The sequence below is a fragment of the Mycobacterium arosiense ATCC BAA-1401 = DSM 45069 genome, from assembly GCF_002086125.1.
GTDB classification, from domain to species: domain Bacteria; phylum Actinomycetota; class Actinomycetes; order Mycobacteriales; family Mycobacteriaceae; genus Mycobacterium; species Mycobacterium arosiense.
Genome location: NZ_MVHG01000035.1, coordinates 1 through 17,340, shown reverse-complemented (window position 1 = coordinate 17,340; position 17,340 = coordinate 1). Strand labels below are relative to the sequence as shown.

The window sequence follows — 17,340 nt, the reverse complement described above, 5'->3', positions numbered from 1 at the left end:
TATCGACGGAGACCGACGAATCGTCGCGACCCCGGCCGTGCCCCGAAACACAGGCGAGCACACAGGAGCGACACGATGGCCAAGCAAGCACTCAACCAGTTGAAGGTCGCCGTGCGCGGCGAGACCGGCAAGGGTGCGTCCCGGCGAGCCCGCCGCGACGGCAAAATCCCGGCCGTCCTCTACGGCCACGGCACCGACCCGCAGCACCTGGAGCTGCCGGGCCACGACTTCGCCGCGGTGCTGCGCCACGCCGGCACCAACGCCGTGCTGACCCTCGACATCGAGGGCAAGCAGCAGCTGGCCCTGACCAAGTCGCTCGACATCCACCCCATCCGCCGCACCATTCAGCACGCCGACCTGCTGGTCGTGCGTCGCGGCGAGAAGGTCGTCGTCGAGGTCCGCGTGGTCATCGAGGGCGAGCCCGTGCCCGGCACCCTGGTGACCCAGGACGCCAGCACCATCGAGATCGAGGCAGACGCCCTGTCGATTCCCGAGCAGCTGGCGGTGTCCGTCGAGGGCGCCGAGCCGGGCACCCAGTTCACCGCCGGACAGATCACCCTGCCCAGCGGCGTCAACCTGATCTCCGACCCGGAGACGCTGGTGGTCAACGTGGTCACCGCGCCCACCGCCGAGGAACTCGCCGAAGAGGGCGCGGGCGAGGTCACCGAGGAGGCCGCGGCCCCCGAGGGCGAAGAAGCGGCCGAGGCCGGCGAAGCCGAGGCCGCCGAGGCCGAGTCCGAGTAGGCGGATCACGACGTGGCCGAGCCGTTACTGGTGGTCGGCCTGGGCAATCCCGGAGACAACTACGCCCGGACCCGGCACAACGTCGGGTTCATGGTCGCCGACCTGCTCGCGGCCCGGATGGGTTCGAAGTTCAAGGCGCACAAGCGGTCCGGCGCCGAGATCGTCAGCGGCCGGCTCGCCGGGCGCTCGGTCGTGGTGGCCAAGCCGCGCTGCTATATGAACGAATCCGGCCGTCAGGTCGGCCCGTTGGCGAAGTTCTACTCGGTGACACCGGGCGACCTCATCGTCATCCACGACGACCTCGACTTGGACTTCGGGCGCATCCGGCTCAAGATCGGCGGCGGCGAAGGCGGCCACAACGGACTGCGTTCGGTCGCTAATGCATTGGGCAGCAAAGACTTTCAGCGGGTCCGCATCGGCATCGGCCGTCCGCCGGGGCGCAAGGACCCGGCGGCATTCGTGTTGGAACCCTTCACCGTCGCCGAGCGCCGCGAGGTTCCCACCATCTGCGAGCAGGCCGCCGATGCCACCGAATTGCTGATCGAAGTGGGGCTAGAGCCCGCGCAGAACCGGGTGCACGCCTGGTAGACCGGGGCTAGGTGACCAGGCTGACGGACGTCGATCGGCGCAACTTGCCCGACGGCGTCTTCGGGATGGTGCCCGGCCCGAGCACCACCACGTTGCGCGGCCGCACGTCGACCTCGGCCACCACCTCCCGGGCGACCTGGTGCTCGATGCGGCGCACCTCGGCCTGGTCTTGGAAGGCGTTGGACTCCACGGCCACGGCGAACGTCTCGCGGGAGTGGCCGGCGTCCAGCCGCACCGCCACGGCGCACCCGGGCCGCACGCCCTCGACGCGGCAGGCGGCCCGCTCGATGTCGGTGGGATAGATGTTGCGGCCCGCCATGATGATGACGTCCTTGACCCGGCCGCAGACCACGACGTGGCCCTCCTCGGTCAGGTAGCCCAGGTCACCGGTGTCATACCAGCCGTTCTCGTCCTGGGCCGAGATGAAGCCGCCCATGGTGAGGTAGCCGGGCGTCAGCGACTCGCCGCGCAGCTCGATGACACCGACCCCGCGCGCCGGCATCACGTCGCCGTTCTCGTCGATGATGCGCGCCTCGAGGTCCTTCAGCAGGGGCCCCAGCGTGGCCAACCGGCGGGTGTTGCCCTTGGTGGCCGGGACGGCGCGGCGCAGGGCGGCCAGCAGGTCGGCGTCGACCTCGTCGACCACCAGGCCGGCGTTGCACTCCGAAAACGACACGGCCAGCGTGGTCTCGGCCATGCCGTAGGCGGGCAGGATCGCCGAGGGACGCAGGCCGAACGGCTTGCCGGCGTCCAGCAGGTCCTCCACGTCGGCGGGTTCGACGGGCTCGGCGCCCGACAGCGCGAACCGCAACGTGGACAGGTCGAAGTCGCCGGGCTTGGCGTTGCGGCGCAGCCGCTTGGCCAGCAGCGCGTAGGCGAAGTTGGGCGCCGCGGTCATGGTGCCCTGGTACTTGTCGATGAGCTTGGCCCACAGCAGCGTGTCGCGCAGGAAGTCCATCGGGGTGACCTTGACCAGCTCGGCACCGAAGTACATGGGGATGGTCAAAAAGCCGACCATGCCCATGTCGTGGAAACAGGGCAGCCAGCTGACCATGACGTCCGTGGTGACGTCGTACTGGGCGCCGATGAACATCGCCTCGGCGTTGGAGTAGATGTTGCGGTGGGTGATCTGCACCGCCTTGGGAGATCCGGTGGACCCCGACGTCAGCTGCATCAGCGCGAGCGCGTCCTCGCCGACATCGACGGGGTCGATCGGCTCCGCGGCGAGCAGGTCGGCGACGGTGACGACCAAGATGCCTTTTTCCTGCAGCACCGGGATGGCCACGTCGAAGGGCTCCGAGACGACGACGGCCTTCGCCTCGATCATGCCGATGACGTTCATGGTGTCCTCGGCCCACACGGCCAGGTCGGTGCGCGGCGTGGGCTGGTGCAGCATGGTCAGGCTCGCCCCGCGCATCCACAGGCCCTGCGCCGTCGGCGCGATCTCCACGGGGTAACCGGCGAGCACGCCGACGGCGTCGCCGGGCCCGATGCCCGCGGCGGCCAGGCCGCCCGCAATGCGGCGCGCGCGCTCGTGAACCTCGCCCCAGGTGTGGCGGACCGGCTCGCGGGGTTCACCGGTGACCATGCCCGTCGTCGCGGACCGGGCATTGCGGTACATCTTCTCGGTAAACCTGCTCACAGAGTCCTCCTCGGTTCCAGCCCTCGCACCAACGCCCGGGATCTCATGTTCCGCCCGCTGGGTAACACTTCGCCGCAAGCACGCAAATACGGTTGAGCGGCGGTTAGGTCTCGGATCGGTGATGCGTCCCCACCCGCCGCACTGCGGCGGCGGTCGCCGGTCCGATGAGCGCGAAACGGGCCCGGGAAGACTCGTCCGGACCCATGAAGCAATCGTCCGCCGGAGCACCCGGCGGACGATGCAATTAAGTGATCTTGCTCAACGCTTCCCGTCACCGCGGATCATCTTAAACTCCTCTTAGGGACGCGCCAAACCCGTGCGCAGAATGGGGAAAAGAGTCACACCTCGGTGGGTGTGGGAACCACCCGGGCGCCGGCCACCGGCCCGCTGGCGACCCGCACCGTGCGGCACACACCGGCCCCCGACACCTCGGTGCCGACGTCGACCGCAGCGGCCGCCGACGAGCACAGGAAGGCACACGTTGGGCCCGACCCGGACACCACGCCCGCCAGCGCCCCGGCCTCCACCCCCGCGCGCAACGTCCGGCGCAGGCCGGGGTTGAGACTCACCGCCGCCGCCTGCATCTCGTTGCCCAGCAGCGGGGCCAACTGCTCGGCGTCCCCGGCGGCCAGCGCGGCCAGCACCGGCCCGGGGGCGGGTAGCCGGGGCGGATCCCCCGCCTTGCGGAGCCGGTCCAGTTCGCTGAACACCGCCGGCGTCAGCAGCTCGTCGTCGGCGAACGCCAACACCCAGTGAAAGGTGTTGCGGGACAACACCGTCGCCAATTCCTCGCCGCGGCCGGTGCCCAGCGCGGTACCGCCGTGCAGCGCGAACGGCACGTCGCTGCCCAACCGCGCGGCCAGCATGCGCAGGTCGCGGCGGGGCACGTTGAGTTCCCACAGCGAGTTCATCGCGACCAGGACGGCCGCCGCGTCGGCGCTGCCACCGGCCATGCCGCCGGCCACCGGAATGGATTTGTCGATCTTGATGGACACGTCCGGCGCCCGGCCGACGTGTTCGGCCATCATCTCGGCGGCCTGCCAGGCCAGATTGCGTTCGTCCGTCGGCAGCGTCCCGGCGCCTTCGCCGACGATGTCGAGCGAGAGCACGTCGGCGTTGCGGACCGTCACCTCGTCGAGCAGCGAAACGGCCTGGAAGATCGTGTTCAGCTCGTGGTAGCCGTCCGCGCGGCGATCACCCACCGCCAAGTAGAGGTTGACTTTTCCGGGCACCCGAACGGTGACCGACCCGGTGGGCACCCACTGCGCGGCGGTATTGCCGTCAGACGCGGACACGGCAGCAGACTATCGCTGCTGGGTCCCAACCACACGCAACGGCGCCCCGGTCGCCGTCGACCGGCGGAGGCGCCCCGCCCGGCGGTCGCCTAGGGCGTGGCGTGGGATCGATCGGCGGAGCGCTGCAACAGGCGTACGAAGTCGTCGATCGACAGCGTCTCCCCGCGGCGTGCCGGGTCGATGCTGGCGGCCAGCAGCCGATCCGCCGACTCGTTGCCCGAGCCGGCCCAGTCCACGAACACGTTGCGGCACGTCTTGCGCCGCTGCCCGAACGCGATGTCGATCAGTTCGAAGACCTGGCGCCGGAACGCCTCGTCGGTGGGCCACGGCGAGGTCGCGTACCGGTCGATGCGCAGCAGCCCCGAGTAGACCCGCGGAATCGGCCAGAAAACCGTCGGCGACACCATGCCGCAACGACGGATCCGGCCGAAGAAGCGCACCTTGGCGCTGGGCACGCCGTACTCCTTGCCGCCGGGCTCGGCGGCCAGCCGCTCGGCGACCTCGGCCTGCACCATTACCGTCACTATGTGAATGGACGGGAACTCCGCGAGCAGGTGCAGCAACGCCGGGACGGCGACGTTGTACGGCAGGTTGGCGACCACGGCGGTCGGCAGGACGGCCACCTCGTCGCGGCGAAGGGTCAGGACGTCGCGGTTAACCACCGTCAGGCGCTGACTCTCGCTGTCGGAATGCTCGGCGACGGTCCGGGGCAGCCGTTCGGCAAGCACCGGGTCGATTTCCACGGCGGTCACGGCGGCGCCCCGGTCGAGCAATGCCAACGTCAGCGACCCCAGACCCGGCCCGACTTCCAGGACGTGGTCAGACCTGCTCACCCCGGAGGTCGAAACTATCCGGCGCAACGTGTTGGCGTCGTGGACGAAGTTCTGGCCGAGCGATTTCCGTGGCCGGAATTCGAGTTCTTTGGCCAGCCGCTTGATCTCGGTGCGCCCGAGTAGCCGGATGGTCAGTGTGCACCAGCTCTTCCGCTGCACACTGGCCATGCACCCCAACCCTGGCGCTCCCGGGTCACCTCGGCGACGGTGATCTGCTCCTCGCGAGTGGCGAGGTCGGCCCGGGCGGCGAACCGCAATCCGCCGTTTCGCTCCCACGTGCCCTGATCGAACTGCACACCGCCGTAGTACCCGTTTCCGGTGTTGATCGCCCAGTTTCCGCCGGCCTCGCAGCTCGCGATCGCATCCCAGATGGAGCCGTCGGTGACCGGAGGCACCTCGGTGCCGGGCTTGGTGCCGATGCGGACCACGGAGTCGCGGGCGGGCGTGATCACCTTGTTGGCGATCGGCAGCCGGCCGGTCTCGACGCCGTTGACGGTGGCCACCGAGAAGGTGACGTCCTGCGTGCCCGGGCTGCCCGGATCCTCAACGACCTGGCGGCTCATGTTCATGCCCGGATCATCGATGCGACGGGCGTTGGGCGGCAGCGGGATTCGCTCGGTCACCTGCTGGATCCGGTTACGCGTCACCTGAACTTCCATGCCGTCGACGATCGGCGCCGACGCGGCGGGCACCACCTGGTCGCTGTCGAGCAGCGGCGCGCCGGCGGCGCTGAGCAGGCCGGCGACGTTCGGTGCCGCCAGGTGCACCGTGCGGATCGCACCCGCGTCGTTGATGCGAACGGTCTTGGCACTGACCACGGGCAGCGCCATCCCGGCAAGCGGTACGCGGCTGCCGCGGTTGGCCGCGGCCGGGGCGGTGTCGGTCATCGCCAGCTGGGCCAGCGCCTCGTCGACGGTCGATGCGGTGGTCCACACCTGCTTGGTGTCGTGGCCGTCCAGCGAGATCTGCAACGGGCGGCTGCGCCGCAGCACGATCTTGCCTGCGTCGTGCACCGCGACATCACCGGCGGGATACAGGTCGTCGCGCTCGTCGATGGCGAAACCGTTCTCTTCGACCACGTCGATGACCCGGGATTTCATGGTGGTGACCTTCATGGCGACCCCGTCGACGGTCAGCGTCACCGTCTTGCACACCGAAACCGCGTATCCGCCCGCGAATGCCAGGACTACCAGCAGCCCTCCGACCACGAGCCGCAACATCGGCGAAGGATTCTGATGAAGTTTCGTCAATACACTCAACGCGCGTTACCCAACCCTCAACAACCCACTCATTCAGCAGCAAGTCACAAATTAAGGGCCCTTAGGCCCCATCGTTCGATCACAAGACGGTAACGAACCGGTCAATGTCGGGCAACTCCGACGCGACGATATTCAACGAATCGCCTGGTCGTTTGCGTCACACTGTGACCAATCCGTACACCCGCTGGGCATTGGCAGTTGTTATCTCGGCCAGCTCTTCCGGGCGGCGATCCACCAGTCCGGCGATCGCCCGAACAGTATAAGGAAGGCAATACGGCTCATTCGCCATCCCCCGATAGGGATGCGGCGTCAAGAATGGCGCATCGGTCTCCACCAACAGCTGCTCCGGCGGTATCAGCGGAACGGCTTCGCGCAGGGCGTGCGCGTTGCGAAAGCTCGCGGTGCCGGACAGGCTGAGCAGCCACCCGGCGTCCACGCAGCGGCGGGCCATGGCAGCGTCCGAAGAAAAGCAGTGGAAGATCACGGTGTCCGGGGCGCCCTCGGCCGCGAGCACGTCGAGCACTTCGGAATCGGCGTCCCGGTTGTGGATCATCAGCGGTTTGCCGCAGCGCTTCGCCAGGTCGATGTGCCAGGCGAAGGCCTCCCGTTGCAAGGCCGGCTCGGCGCAACCGTCCAGCCGCCCGGGCCAATACAGGTCCAGGCCGGTCTCGCCGACGGCCACCGCCCGGGGATGGCCCACCAGTCGTTCGATTTCGGCGCGGGCGGCGTCGTTGAGCGCGTCGGCGCGGGTGGGGTGCAACGCCACCGCCGCGTAGACCCGCGGGTCCCACTCGGCCGCGCGCGCGACCCAGCGCGCCGAGTCCAGGTCATCGGCGACGGTGACGACCGCGCCCACCCCCACCGCCGCGGCACGGTCCGCGATGGCCCGCACCCCGTCGGCGTCGGCGGCGCCGCACGCATCCAGGTGCGTGTGCGCATCGACGAGCGGGCGCAACGGCTCGGGGGACGGGGGCGGCTGACGTTTGGAGCTCACGCGCACACAATATGGGTCCCCAAATAAGGTTGAGGGCGATGAGGCCCTATTACGTCACCACCGCGATCACTTACCCCAATGGCGATCCGCACATCGGGCACGCGTACGAGTACATCGCGACCGACGCGATCGCCCGGTTCAAACGGCTCGACGGGTTCGATGTGCGGTTTCTCACCGGCACCGACGAACACGGCCTGAAGATGGTCGAAACCGCGGCGGCCGAGGGCATCCCGACCGCCGAGCTGGCCCGGCGCAACTCCGATGTGTTCCAGCGGCTGCAGGAGCGGTTGAACATCTCCTTCGACCGCTTCATCCGCACCACCGATCCCGACCATCACGAGGCGTCTAAAGAGATCTGGCGGCGCATGTCGGCCGCCGGTGACATCTACCTGGACACCTACTCGGGCTGGTATTCGGTGCGCGACGAACGGTTCTTCGTCGAATCGGAAACCACACTGCTGGACGACGGGACCCGGCTGGCCACCGAGACCGGCGCCCCGGTGACGTGGACCGAGGAGCAGACCTATTTCTTCCGGCTCTCGGCCTACACGGACAAGCTGCTGGCCCACTACGAGGCGAACCCGGACTTCATCGCGCCCGAAGCGCGACGCAACGAGGTGGTCAGCTTCGTCTCGGGCGGCTTGCGCGATCTGTCCATTTCGCGCACTTCATTCGACTGGGGCGTGCAGGTGCCCGAGCATCCCGACCACGTGATGTACGTCTGGGTCGACGCCCTGACCAATTACCTGACCGGGGTCGGCTATCCGGACACCGAATCCGAGCGGTTCCGGCGCTATTGGCCGGCCGACTTGCACATGATCGGCAAGGACATCATCCGGTTCCACACCGTGTACTGGCCGGCGTTTCTGATGTCGGCCGGAATCGAGCTGCCGCGAAGGGTTTTCGCGCACGGGTTCCTGCTGAACCGCGGCGAGAAGATGAGCAAGTCGGTGGGCAACGTGGTGGACCCGATAAATCTGATCGAGGAGTTCGGCGTCGATCAGGTGCGCTATTTCCTGTTGCGCGAAGTTCCGTTCGGCCAGGACGGCAGCTTCAGCGAAGCGGCCATCATCACCCGGATCAACTCCGACCTGGCCAACGAGCTCGGCAACCTGGCCCAGCGGTCGTTGTCGATGATCGCCAAGAACCTCGACGGGGTCGTTCCCGAACCCGGTGAGCTGATGGCCGCCGACGCCGAATTGCTCGCGACGGCCGACGGCTTGTTGGAACGCGTCCGGGCCGGCTTCGACTCGCAGGCGATGCACCTGGCGCTGGAAGCGATCTGGCTGATGCTCGGCGAGGCCAACAGGTACTTTTCGGCGCAGCAGCCCTGGGTGTTGCGCAAGAGCGAGTCCGAGGCCGATCAGCAGCGGTTCCGCACCGTCTTGTACATCACCTGCGAGGTGGTGCGCGTCGCCGCGCTGCTGGTCCAGCCCGTCATGCCCGAATCGGCCGGCAAGCTGCTGGATCTGCTCGGGCAGGCCGAAGACCAACGAGCGTTTGCCGCGGTCGGCACGCGCCTGGCGCCCGGCACGGCGCTGCCCGCTCCCACCGGCGTGTTCCCCCGCTATCAGGTCGAGTGAGCGGACCGTCCAAAGTCCTTCTGACCGGCGGTCGAAGCCTGGACAATTCGGTTGAAGAGCAAGCGTGTTCGTGGGGACGGCCAATACATCTGTGCGCTTTGAACAAATGTGTCCAACATAACTTCTGGCATAGACCATAATCTTGGGTGTGGAACGACGCCAGCACAGGCAACAGGGCCAATCGCCGATGACGACTTTGAGGGAGCTGCCCGCACTGGTCGTGCTGGAGCGGATCCCGGTTCCGGTGCTGGCGATCGGAGACGACGGCAGTATCTTATTCGCCAACACCGCATTTGCCGACATGATGGGCTACGAGCCGGAAGAGACGCTGTCGCTGCGATTCGAACAGATCTTCCATCAGGCCCCCGCCTCGGATTCGCTGTTGGCGACGGTGCACGCGCTGGCGAACATGGTCGTCGAATTGGCGCACAAGGACGGCTCGGTCGTGCGGGCGATGATGAGCAAGTCCGCCGTGCGACGGGTGGACGATCAGTTCGCCCTCGCGGCGTTCCAGGACCTGACCGAACAGCTCTGGGAAGAAGCGCGCTAGCCAGGGCCTCCTCGAGCGCGAGCACGTTGAAGTGCTTACGCGGGTACTGCATTTGGTGTCGGTACATCGCCCCGTCGCTGACATGCCAGCTGGGCGGCGACAGCGGCAGCACGCAGCGCTGCCGCGATGTTCTTCATGACGGGGCGGATCCCACCGTGATGTCCAGCGCGCGCACGGGACTGCTCTCAATCATGCTCTCGCCCTTAATGTATCTCGCAACACCTCGTCGAAAGTCGCCGGCGCCTCGGCACCGGCCATTGACATCTAATCGGTTTCCGATTGGGCCGCGGCCTGCTCGCGGGATGCCCTGGCCGCGGCATGGCGCATCTCTTCGCGCCGGAGAAATTGCTGGAAATAGGGCAACGACGCTTCGGAGACGACGCCGGGAAGCAGCAGGTTCCATATCTGATGCAGGCGCGCGGTGGGGTCGCCGATGATGTTGCCCATCCTGCCGTGGCTGGATATCGCATTGGCCACCAACCGCGCCCCGAAGATGGTGCCAATGACCGACGCGCTCAATACGTCGGGGTCGATTTCGTTGCGGAGGTCTCCCTCTTTGATCGCCCGCCGAGCCTCCTGTGCCGTCTCCAGTATCAGGTTGGCGTAGAAGCGCGAGGCCGCTGCGTTGAATCCGCTTAACGCCGTTGCCAATTGCGTGGCGGCACGCGCCATTTTGTTCGAGCTCATTACCTCGACAATCGTGAACGTGCCGTGCAGCAGGTTCTCCAGCCCGGGCGACGACGATCCACAGACATTGCGGAAAGCGCTGAGCAGGGAGTCGGAGCCTTCCTCGATGATGTTGGAGGCCAACGATTCTTTCGAATCGAAATGGTGATAGAGGGCGCCCTTGGTCATTCCCGTCCGCTCGATGATGGTGCTCCATCCGGCGGCGGCATACCCGACGTCGCTGAACACTTCGATCGCGGAGTCGAGGATTTTCCGACGAGTGGCTTCAGAGCGAACTTGGCGCGCCACGGTGCACGCACCTCCGGGGTCTCATCGGATGCGCAGAACGCTCATCTCGTTTCACATTGCCCGCAAGAGGGCCCACAGTATCAGCCACTACAGCCCTCCGACCGTGCAAGCTGCTCGCGACGTTACCGATAGTCGGCATCCGCTGAGCTGGTGTTGATGGCGAGCGCCGCACGCCGCCTGAGGAATTGGCGGAAGTACTCGGTTCGATCCGCCTGCAGAATGCCGGTCAGCAGCAAAGACCAGCACTTCTCCAGATCGCGCAGGAACCGCTCGGGGTCGTCCAGGTCGCTGGTTTTGCGCAGCCCCATGTGCAGCGAAACCATCAGGCGGCCGATGTCCTGCGGGTCGCACTCGGCGTTGATGTCGCCCTCGGCCTTGGCCTGCTCGGCGACCCTGCCGAGGCCTTTGATCCACTGATCGAACAACTTCGCCTGCAGCCCGTCCGCCAGGCCGACCGACTCCATCAGATTCAATCCCGACCTGACGGCATCGCTCTTGATGTCCCTGATGGCGATCAGATACGAGAAGTCGATCAGGGTCTCAAGGCCCGAGAGGCCACGCGTCATCAGTTCTTGCACCGCAACGGCGCCGGCCTCGGTCTGGCTGTCGATGATCGCAACGGCCAGCGCATGCTTCGACTTGAAGTGGAAGTACATCGCGCCCTTGGTCAGTTCGGCCTCGGCGAGAATGTCGTCGAGGCCGACATCGTGGTAGGGGCGCCGGGCGAACTGGTGCGATGCGGCCCGCAGGATCTGTTGCCGGGTCGCGTCCGCTCGTCCGTCAGTCGAATGGGTCGTCATAGGCACTCTTAAGCTCGATTACCCCACGGCGCGAGTTTGGGCGTCGCTTTTGCGGCCGAGGTTGGCGCTAGGGGCCGCATCGCCCGCCGCCACGTCGGCAAACGCCTTGCTCAAGCAGGGCACAACTACCTCGGTCCTTCAGGGGGCGGGAGCGAACACGCGCCGCGTCGCTCGAGATTTCTAGCCACTCCTGAGGTTAGCAGTCATACGGCTGTCCCGGTTGACGCCTGCGTAAATACTTGCAGTCTACAATGCCGGCTGCTGTCAAACCATTAGTATGATTAGCGGGGGGCTGATATGCCTGGACGGGTTTGCGCACGATCCGAACGTTGTCCGGACGTCTGCACCGCCTGAAGGGAAACACACGCCATACGTCACGGCGAATCACAGGTCACACGCCTCACGCGACCGGCACTACACTGCTGACCTGCAATCTCCGACACATCGACGGTCCGGTGGTTCACCCGGTTGTTTGCTGGTTGTATTTCGAAGCGCGGCGTTCGCGTGGACAAGGCGCCCGCCCGCGGCGCCGGGAGGGGTCACTGACCGTTTGCTGAGGCCGCGTCGCTCGGGATGTCAAGTGTGGCAATCGGGTACAGCCCGGCGCCGTCGCGCCCGTCACGGGCCAGGGCCATGGGCGCGTAGTTCACCACGTGTGAGGCGCCGGGCGTGTGCTGTTGCCATTCGACGCAGGCGCGCAGCGTGTAATGCCCGGGCGCCAGGCCGGTCACGTCCACATGCACCGACTCGGTGGCCGACTCCGGAACCGGTTCCTCACGGGATTGGCTCGACTCGTCGTGCACCAGCGTCTTGAGATTGACCGTGGCCGGCAGGCTGCGGACCACGGCGCCGGAGAAGTCGACCAGCTTGTAGCCGGGCACCCAGCGTTCGGTGGCCGCCGCCGAGCCGTAGTTGGTCCACGCCACCGAGATGGTCGCCACCTTGCCCTGGATCGATTGCGATCCCGGCTTCGCCTCGACCGAATACCGGTAGCCCGCAGCGACATTGGCCCGGGCCCATACCTCGAACAGCTTGGGATCCATCGCCGACGTCGCATCGCGGTCGGGGAAATCCGCGCTCGACGTCATCGACACGTGATACCGGATGACGTCGTGCAGACCCTTCTCGTAATACGACCGGGCGTCGGCTCCGCTCGGCAATCGGCACCACCGGCTTTCCACCAGCGCCGTCATCAGCCGCTGCTTGATCGCGTTGACGACCGCATCGTTGGTGCGGACGTAGTGCGAGTCGGTGGCCTCGGCCCATTCCGGCAGGGGCGCCCGCACGCCGAGGCAGTCCGCGCGGATCCCGACCGGCGCGACCAATTTCTTGGTGACGTCGTCGGCGAACAGTTCGCGCACGATCTCCGGATTCTGCGGGGCGACGACCAGTTGGGTGTGCGGGAAGGCGTTGACGTTGGCCGCGACCAACTGCGCGATGGAGGTTTTGGTGATGCTCTGGTCGCGGAATTGGCTGTAATAGCCCAGCTGGGTGGTGCTCTCGTCGGGGTTGGGCCCCGGCGCGCTCAGCGAGTCGCGCAAATACCCGAGTTGGTTCTCCCCGAAGTCGCCATACCCGGAGAATTCGAACACGGACAGGCGCTCGTCGCCGTCGTAGCGACGGCCGAGCGCGGCCAGCAGCTGGGCGAGGCCGCTGAGGTAGTCGGGGTCGTTGAAGTTCGGCACCACATGGGCGACGCCCGGGGCCGAACCATTCGACGGCGCGGGATAACTGGCGGCCGCGGGCCGCAGCCAGTCCGGAATCGCGATGTTGGTGTTGTTCGGATAAGAGTCGTTGCAGCAGGACCTGTAGACGTACACGCCCAGGGTCAGGCGCATGTTCCGGTTGCCCAGCTTGGCCAGCGCGTCGTCGATCGCGCTGAAATCGAATTTGCGGTCGTCGGGCGCATCGGGGGGCAACGTGCGCGGATCGACGGGCTGCAACTGCCGCCACGAGACGCGCAGGCTAGCGTCGTACGACGCCGGCCACGCCGAGTATCGCTGCTGAGCCGAATTACCTTGCGGGAAAAGCGGATTCAGCATCTCTTCGTACTGGCCGCGCAGCGGGTTGGGGATCTCCTGCGCGGTGAGCGGGATGGCCGGACTGACCATCGCCGACAGCGGTCCGGGGTCAGTCTTGTCGCCGCAACCGCCGAGCACCACCGCGGCGCACGCAACAGCGGCCAGCGCGCGTTTCCTCAATGAGCACACGATGGCACCGGCGTCAGATCGCGCCCGACGACAACGGCCCGCGAGGGCTGCGCGACTGTGCCGATGCCGGCGCGGCGCCGTACCCAGTCACAGCAAAGGCCGTCGTCAAGGTTGCTTCTCCCAATACACACCGATGCGCGGGTAACCGTGCCCCATATTTCGCACGTTCCAGTGGACATGCATCCGGCCCGGGGCGGGCCGCGAGTTGGCGTAGCGCAGCGTATCACGCGCGTTCCGGCGTGGCGTCGTCGCAGCTCAGCGGCCTGCGACCGCCCGTTCACCCGTGGCGTTGACGGTTGGGCAGTGAGACGGGTCACAATGGCGGGCGAGGCTGTCACGCTCCCGGGGTCTGCGGTGTCTCAAGGGCACACGTCCGCACGAAATAGGAGACAGCCATGACCGCCTCGGCCCCCGAAAGAACCCATGTCGTCGTTGTCGGCGCCGGATACGCCGGCACCCTAGCCGCCAACCACCTGCGCCAGCGCCCGGACATCGACATCACCGTGGTCAACCCCCGACCGGTCTTCGTCGAGCGGATCCGGTTGCACCAGCTGGTCGCCGACACCGGCACGGCGACCGCCGACTACGCGACGCTGCTCGGCGAGGGAATCCGGTTGATCGTCGACAGTGTCGAGGTCATCGAGGCCGCTGACCGGCGGGTGCTGCTGACCTCGGGCGCCGAGCTGACCTACGACTACCTGATCTACGCCGTGGGCAGCACGGGCGCGGCCGCATCGACGGTGCCCGGATTCGCCGAATACACGCACTCCGTCGCCGACCTGGAAAGCGCGCAGCGATTCCACTATGCCCTCACCGATCTGCCGCTGCCCGCGCCCATCACCGTGGTCGGTGGCGGGTTGACCGGCATCGAGACCGCGTCCGAGCTGGCCGAGGGCGGGCGCCCGGTGACCCTGGTGTGCGGCCCCGTCCTCGGTCCGTCGCTGAGCAAGCGGGGCCGGCGCTCGGTGGCCAAGCGGCTGCAGAGCCTGGGCGTCAACGTGCTGGAATCGGTGGCGGTCGAAGAGGTGCGCTGGGACGCCGTGGCGCTCACCGACGGCGTCGTGCTGCCCAGCGCGGCGACCATCTGGACGGCCGGATTCGCCGTGCCCGACCTGGCCACGCGCAGCGGCCTGCGCACCGACCCGATGGGCCGGCTGCTCACCGACGAGACGCTCACCAGCATCGACGACGAGCGCATCGTCGCCGCGGGTGACGCCGCCGCGCCGTCGGGTCAGCCGCTGCGGATGAGCTGCCAGGCCGCCGGTCCGCTGGGTGCCCAGGCCGCCAGAACGGTGCTCAGCCGCATCGCCGGCGACGCCCCCGCGGCGCTGAGCCAGGCGTTCGTCGGCCAGTGCATCAGCCTGGGCCGCACCCACGCCACGTTCCAGATGGCCCGCACCGATGACACCCCGGTGAACATGTTCCTCGGTGGCCGGGCGGCGGCATCGCTCAAGGAAGCGATTTGCAAGGGCACGCTGTGGTCGATCCGGCGCGAGGCCGCCAAGCCCGGCTCGTATCGCTGGATCAAGGGCGGCAAGCGGCCTGCGCAGTCACCGGCCGACGAGGAGGTCGCCGCGCGATGACGCAGGCACCGACCGGCAGCGAGCACGCCGAACGGTTCACGGTGCTGCGGCCACTGCTGTTCACCATCGCCTACGAGATGCTGGGCTCGGCGACCGAGGCCGACGACGTCTTGCAGGACAGCTATCTGCGGTGGGCGGCGGTCGACTTGGCGACGGTGCGCGACACCAAGTCGTACCTGGCCCAGCTGGTCACCCGCCAGGCGCTGAACTCGCTGCGGGCCGGTGCACGCCGGCGTGAGGACTATGTGGGGCCGTGGCTGCCCGAGCCGCTGCTGCTTCAGAAGCAGGATCCGGCAGCCGATGTCGTTCTGGCGGAGTCGATTTCGATGGCGATGCTGGTATTGCTGGAGACGTTGAGTCCCGACGAGCGGGCCGTGTTCGTGCTGCGCGAGGTGTTCGGTTTCGACTACGGCGAGATCGCCAAGGCGGTGGGCAGGCCGGCGCCCACCGTCCGGCAGGTCGCCCACCGGGCACGCGAACACGTGCGCGCCCGGCGGAAGCGTTTCGACACAGTGGACCCGGAACGCAACGCCGAGATCACCGCGCAGTTCTTGGCCACGGCTGCCGGCGGTGACGTGGACGCGCTGATGACGATGCTCGCCCCGGACGCCACCTGGACGGCCGACAGCGGCGGCAAGGTGAGCGCCGCGCGCCGACCGGTGGTCGGCGCCGAGCGGGTCGCTAGGGCCATCACCGGGCTCATGCGCAAGGTGCGCGAGATATGGGCGACGCTGCGCGTGGAGATGGTGACCTGCAACAGCGCTCCGGCGGTGATGATCTACCAGGACGATCGACTCGAGATGGTGATCACGCTCGAGATCGCCGGGGACAAGATCACCAACTTCTATGTGATGCGCAACCCGCAGAAGCTGGCGGCGGTGGCCACCGCCCGCGACATCAGCCGCGGCTGAGCGCGTTGACACCGGAGGCGCGGCACGCCGCCGCTCTGACAAGCTAGGGCTGTGCGCATCGACCGGCTCGGCGATCTTGGCGCCGCACCGCAGGTGCTGCGCGCGGTGGGTGACGCCACCGGCCGGCTCGGTCTGCCCCCGCCCGCCGCGCTGACCGGTGAGTGGTTCGGCGCGCTGGCGGTGATCGCGCCGAGCCTGTCGGTGCGCCCGGTGCATGTCGACGACGTCTTCGCGGTCCCGGTGGCGCGGACGCCGGAGCCGCAGGCGGTAGGTGGCGGCTGGATCGGTTACCTGTCGTATCCCGACCCGGGCGCCGCCGCCCGGCCCGCCCGGATTCCCGAGGCCGCCGGCGGCTGGACCGACTGTGTGTTGCGCCGCGACCGCGACGGCCACTGGTGGTACGAGAGCCTCTCCGGTGCGCCGATGCCGGATTGGCTGGCCGGCGCGCTGACCACACCGCGGACCGCCGGCCGCGAGTGCCAGATCGAGTGGGGCATCGCCGACCGCGCGGCGCATCGCGACGGGGTGCTGGCCTGCCTGGAGGCGATCGGGGCCGGCGAGGTGTACCAGGCCTGCGTGTGCACGCAGTTCACCGGCACCGTCAGCGGCGCCCCGCTGGACTTCTTCAGCGACGCCGTCGCGCGCACCTCCCCGGCGCGGGCGGCCTACCTCGCCGGCGCCTGGGGTGCGGTGGCGTCGCTGTCCCCGGAGCTGTTCTTGCGGCGGCGCGGGACGATCGTGACGTCCAGCCCGATCAAGGGCACCCTGCCGCTGGAAGCGTGGCCGTCGGCGCTGCGCGCGTCGGCCAAAGAGGTCGCCGAGAACATCATGATCGTGGACCTGGTCCGCAACGACCTTGGCCGGGTGGCGATCGTCGGCACGGTGACCGTGCCCGAGTTGTTGGTGGTGCGCCGCGCCCCGGGCGTGTGGCACCTGGTCTCGACGGTGTCAGCGCAGGTCCCCACCGAGCTGCCGACGTCGGCGCTGCTGGACGCCACCTTCCCCCCCGCCTCGGTCACCGGCACCCCCAAACACCGTGCCCGCCAACTGCTCTCGCAGTGGGAGCCTAACCGTCGTGGAATATATTGCGGCACAATAGGTTTAGCCTCACCCGTGGCCGGGTGCGAGCTTAACGTCGCGATCCGCACGGTCGAGTTCGACGCCGCGGGCGGTGCGATGCTAGGCGTCGGCGGCGGGATCACCGCCGACTCCGACCCGGACGCCGAATGGGCCGAATGCCTGCACAAGGCCTCCCCCGTCGTCGGGCTGCCGTCGATCGCAGCGGCGAGTGCGGCGGGCTAGGGCGTGTCTGACAAATGGGGTAGCCAGAGGGTGATGGCGCGTAGGACTGCTGCGCCGCGGTAGACGACGGC

15 protein-coding genes are annotated in these 17,340 nt (G+C 67.8%); 7 read left to right on the top strand and 8 right to left on the bottom strand.

The genetic code is table 11. The annotated features are described in order from the left end of the window. Positions 1 to 75: 75 nt before the first annotated feature. On the top strand, positions 76 to 744 hold the full coding sequence (locus BST14_RS15110) for a 50S ribosomal protein L25/general stress protein Ctc (protein WP_083065163.1): 669 nt from the start codon (positions 76 to 78) through the stop codon (positions 742 to 744). A gap of 12 nt (positions 745 to 756) precedes the next feature. Beyond that, the gene (gene pth / locus BST14_RS15105) at positions 757 to 1,332 is read left to right on the top strand and encodes an aminoacyl-tRNA hydrolase (RefSeq protein WP_083065162.1); all 576 of its coding nucleotides are present in this window, start codon (positions 757 to 759) and stop codon (positions 1,330 to 1,332) included. 7 nt (positions 1,333 to 1,339) lie between these two features. Here the strand turns inward: pth and BST14_RS15100 are convergent, their stop codons facing one another. The 5 genes from BST14_RS15100 to BST14_RS15075 all read right to left on the bottom strand — a co-directional run bounded on the left by BST14_RS15100 (position 1,340) and on the right by BST14_RS15075 (position 7,361). Beyond that, positions 1,340 to 2,974 carry a fatty acyl-AMP ligase gene (locus BST14_RS15100; RefSeq protein ID WP_083065161.1) on the bottom strand — a complete coding sequence of 545 codons (1,635 nt, stop codon included), beginning with the start codon at positions 2,972 to 2,974 and terminating at the stop codon, positions 1,340 to 1,342. A 338-nt stretch (positions 2,975 to 3,312) separates the two neighbouring features. Further along, entirely contained in the window at positions 3,313 to 4,269 is a 957-nt protein-coding gene (locus BST14_RS15090; protein ID WP_083065160.1) for a 4-(cytidine 5'-diphospho)-2-C-methyl-D-erythritol kinase, read from the bottom strand. Between the two features lie 89 nt (positions 4,270 to 4,358). Then, positions 4,359 to 5,270, bottom strand: a complete 912-nt coding sequence (rsmA, locus tag BST14_RS15085) for a 16S rRNA (adenine(1518)-N(6)/adenine(1519)-N(6))-dimethyltransferase RsmA (RefSeq protein ID WP_083065159.1) — start codon at positions 5,268 to 5,270, stop codon at positions 4,359 to 4,361. Next, positions 5,234 to 6,361: a resuscitation-promoting factor gene (locus BST14_RS15080; RefSeq protein WP_211280726.1), complete on the bottom strand. Its 1,128-nt coding sequence runs from the start codon at positions 6,359 to 6,361 to the stop codon at positions 5,234 to 5,236. The genes rsmA and BST14_RS15080 overlap by 37 nt, the downstream gene beginning before the upstream one ends. 157 nt (positions 6,362 to 6,518) lie before the next feature. Continuing rightward, positions 6,519 to 7,361, bottom strand: a complete 843-nt coding sequence (locus BST14_RS15075; RefSeq protein WP_083065157.1) for a TatD family hydrolase — start codon at positions 7,359 to 7,361, stop codon at positions 6,519 to 6,521. Positions 7,362 to 7,393: 32 nt separating this feature from the next. Here BST14_RS15075 and metG point away from each other — a divergent pair, with 32 nt between their 5' ends. Both metG and BST14_RS15065 read left to right on the top strand, forming a co-directional pair. Continuing rightward, complete coding sequence (gene metG / locus BST14_RS15070; protein ID WP_083065156.1) at positions 7,394 to 8,938, top strand: methionine--tRNA ligase; 1,545 nt, start codon at positions 7,394 to 7,396, stop codon at positions 8,936 to 8,938. Between the two features lie 187 nt (positions 8,939 to 9,125). Continuing rightward, positions 9,126 to 9,488 carry a PAS domain S-box protein gene (locus BST14_RS15065; RefSeq protein WP_083065155.1) on the top strand — a complete coding sequence of 121 codons (363 nt, stop codon included), beginning with the start codon at positions 9,126 to 9,128 and terminating at the stop codon, positions 9,486 to 9,488. Between the two features lie 264 nt (positions 9,489 to 9,752). Here BST14_RS15065 and BST14_RS15060 read toward each other — a convergent pair whose 3' ends face one another. The 3 genes from BST14_RS15060 to BST14_RS15050 form a co-directional block, all read right to left on the bottom strand. Further along, a complete protein-coding gene (locus BST14_RS15060; RefSeq protein WP_083065154.1) occupies positions 9,753 to 10,463 on the bottom strand; it encodes a TetR family transcriptional regulator in 711 nt (236 codons plus the stop codon). 122 nt (positions 10,464 to 10,585) lie between these two features. Continuing rightward, a complete protein-coding gene (locus tag BST14_RS15055) occupies positions 10,586 to 11,263 on the bottom strand; it encodes a TetR family transcriptional regulator (RefSeq protein WP_083065153.1) in 678 nt (225 codons plus the stop codon). A gap of 539 nt (positions 11,264 to 11,802) precedes the next feature. After that, positions 11,803 to 13,476 (bottom strand): hypothetical protein, encoded by a 1,674-nt coding sequence (locus BST14_RS15050; protein WP_083065152.1) that lies wholly within the window; start codon positions 13,474 to 13,476, stop codon positions 11,803 to 11,805. A 392-nt stretch (positions 13,477 to 13,868) separates the two neighbouring features. Here BST14_RS15050 and BST14_RS15045 point away from each other — a divergent pair, with 392 nt between their 5' ends. Genes BST14_RS15045 through BST14_RS15035 form a run of 3 tightly spaced genes read left to right on the top strand, consistent with a single transcriptional unit; the run spans position 13,869 to position 17,269 of the window. After that, positions 13,869 to 15,056, top strand: coding sequence for an NAD(P)/FAD-dependent oxidoreductase (locus BST14_RS15045; protein WP_083065151.1), 1,188 nt, complete (start codon positions 13,869 to 13,871; stop codon positions 15,054 to 15,056). After that, positions 15,053 to 15,967: an RNA polymerase sigma-70 factor gene (locus BST14_RS15040; protein WP_083065150.1), complete on the top strand. Its 915-nt coding sequence runs from the start codon at positions 15,053 to 15,055 to the stop codon at positions 15,965 to 15,967. The genes BST14_RS15045 and BST14_RS15040 overlap by 4 nt, the downstream gene beginning before the upstream one ends. A 51-nt stretch (positions 15,968 to 16,018) precedes the next feature. Beyond that, entirely contained in the window at positions 16,019 to 17,269 is a 1,251-nt protein-coding gene (locus BST14_RS15035) for an aminodeoxychorismate synthase component I (protein WP_083065149.1), read from the top strand. Positions 17,270 to 17,340 lie beyond the last annotated feature (71 nt).

Excerpts from the sequence above, each read along its gene's own strand:
- BST14_RS15110 (WP_083065163.1), top strand. The coding sequence starts at position 76 with ATGGCCAAGCAAGCACTCAACCAGTTGAAGGTCGCCGTGCGCGGCGAG.
- rsmA (WP_083065159.1), bottom strand. The coding sequence starts at position 5,270 with ATGGCCAGTGTGCAGCGGAAGAGCTGGTGCACACTGACCATCCGGCTA.
- metG (WP_083065156.1), top strand. The coding sequence starts at position 7,394 with ATGAGGCCCTATTACGTCACCACCGCGATCACTTACCCCAATGGCGAT.
- BST14_RS15065 (WP_083065155.1), top strand. The coding sequence starts at position 9,126 with ATGACGACTTTGAGGGAGCTGCCCGCACTGGTCGTGCTGGAGCGGATC.
- BST14_RS15055 (WP_083065153.1), bottom strand. The coding sequence starts at position 11,263 with ATGACGACCCATTCGACTGACGGACGAGCGGACGCGACCCGGCAACAG.
- BST14_RS15045 (WP_083065151.1), top strand. The coding sequence starts at position 13,869 with ATGACCGCCTCGGCCCCCGAAAGAACCCATGTCGTCGTTGTCGGCGCC.
- BST14_RS15040 (WP_083065150.1), top strand. The coding sequence starts at position 15,053 with ATGACGCAGGCACCGACCGGCAGCGAGCACGCCGAACGGTTCACGGTG.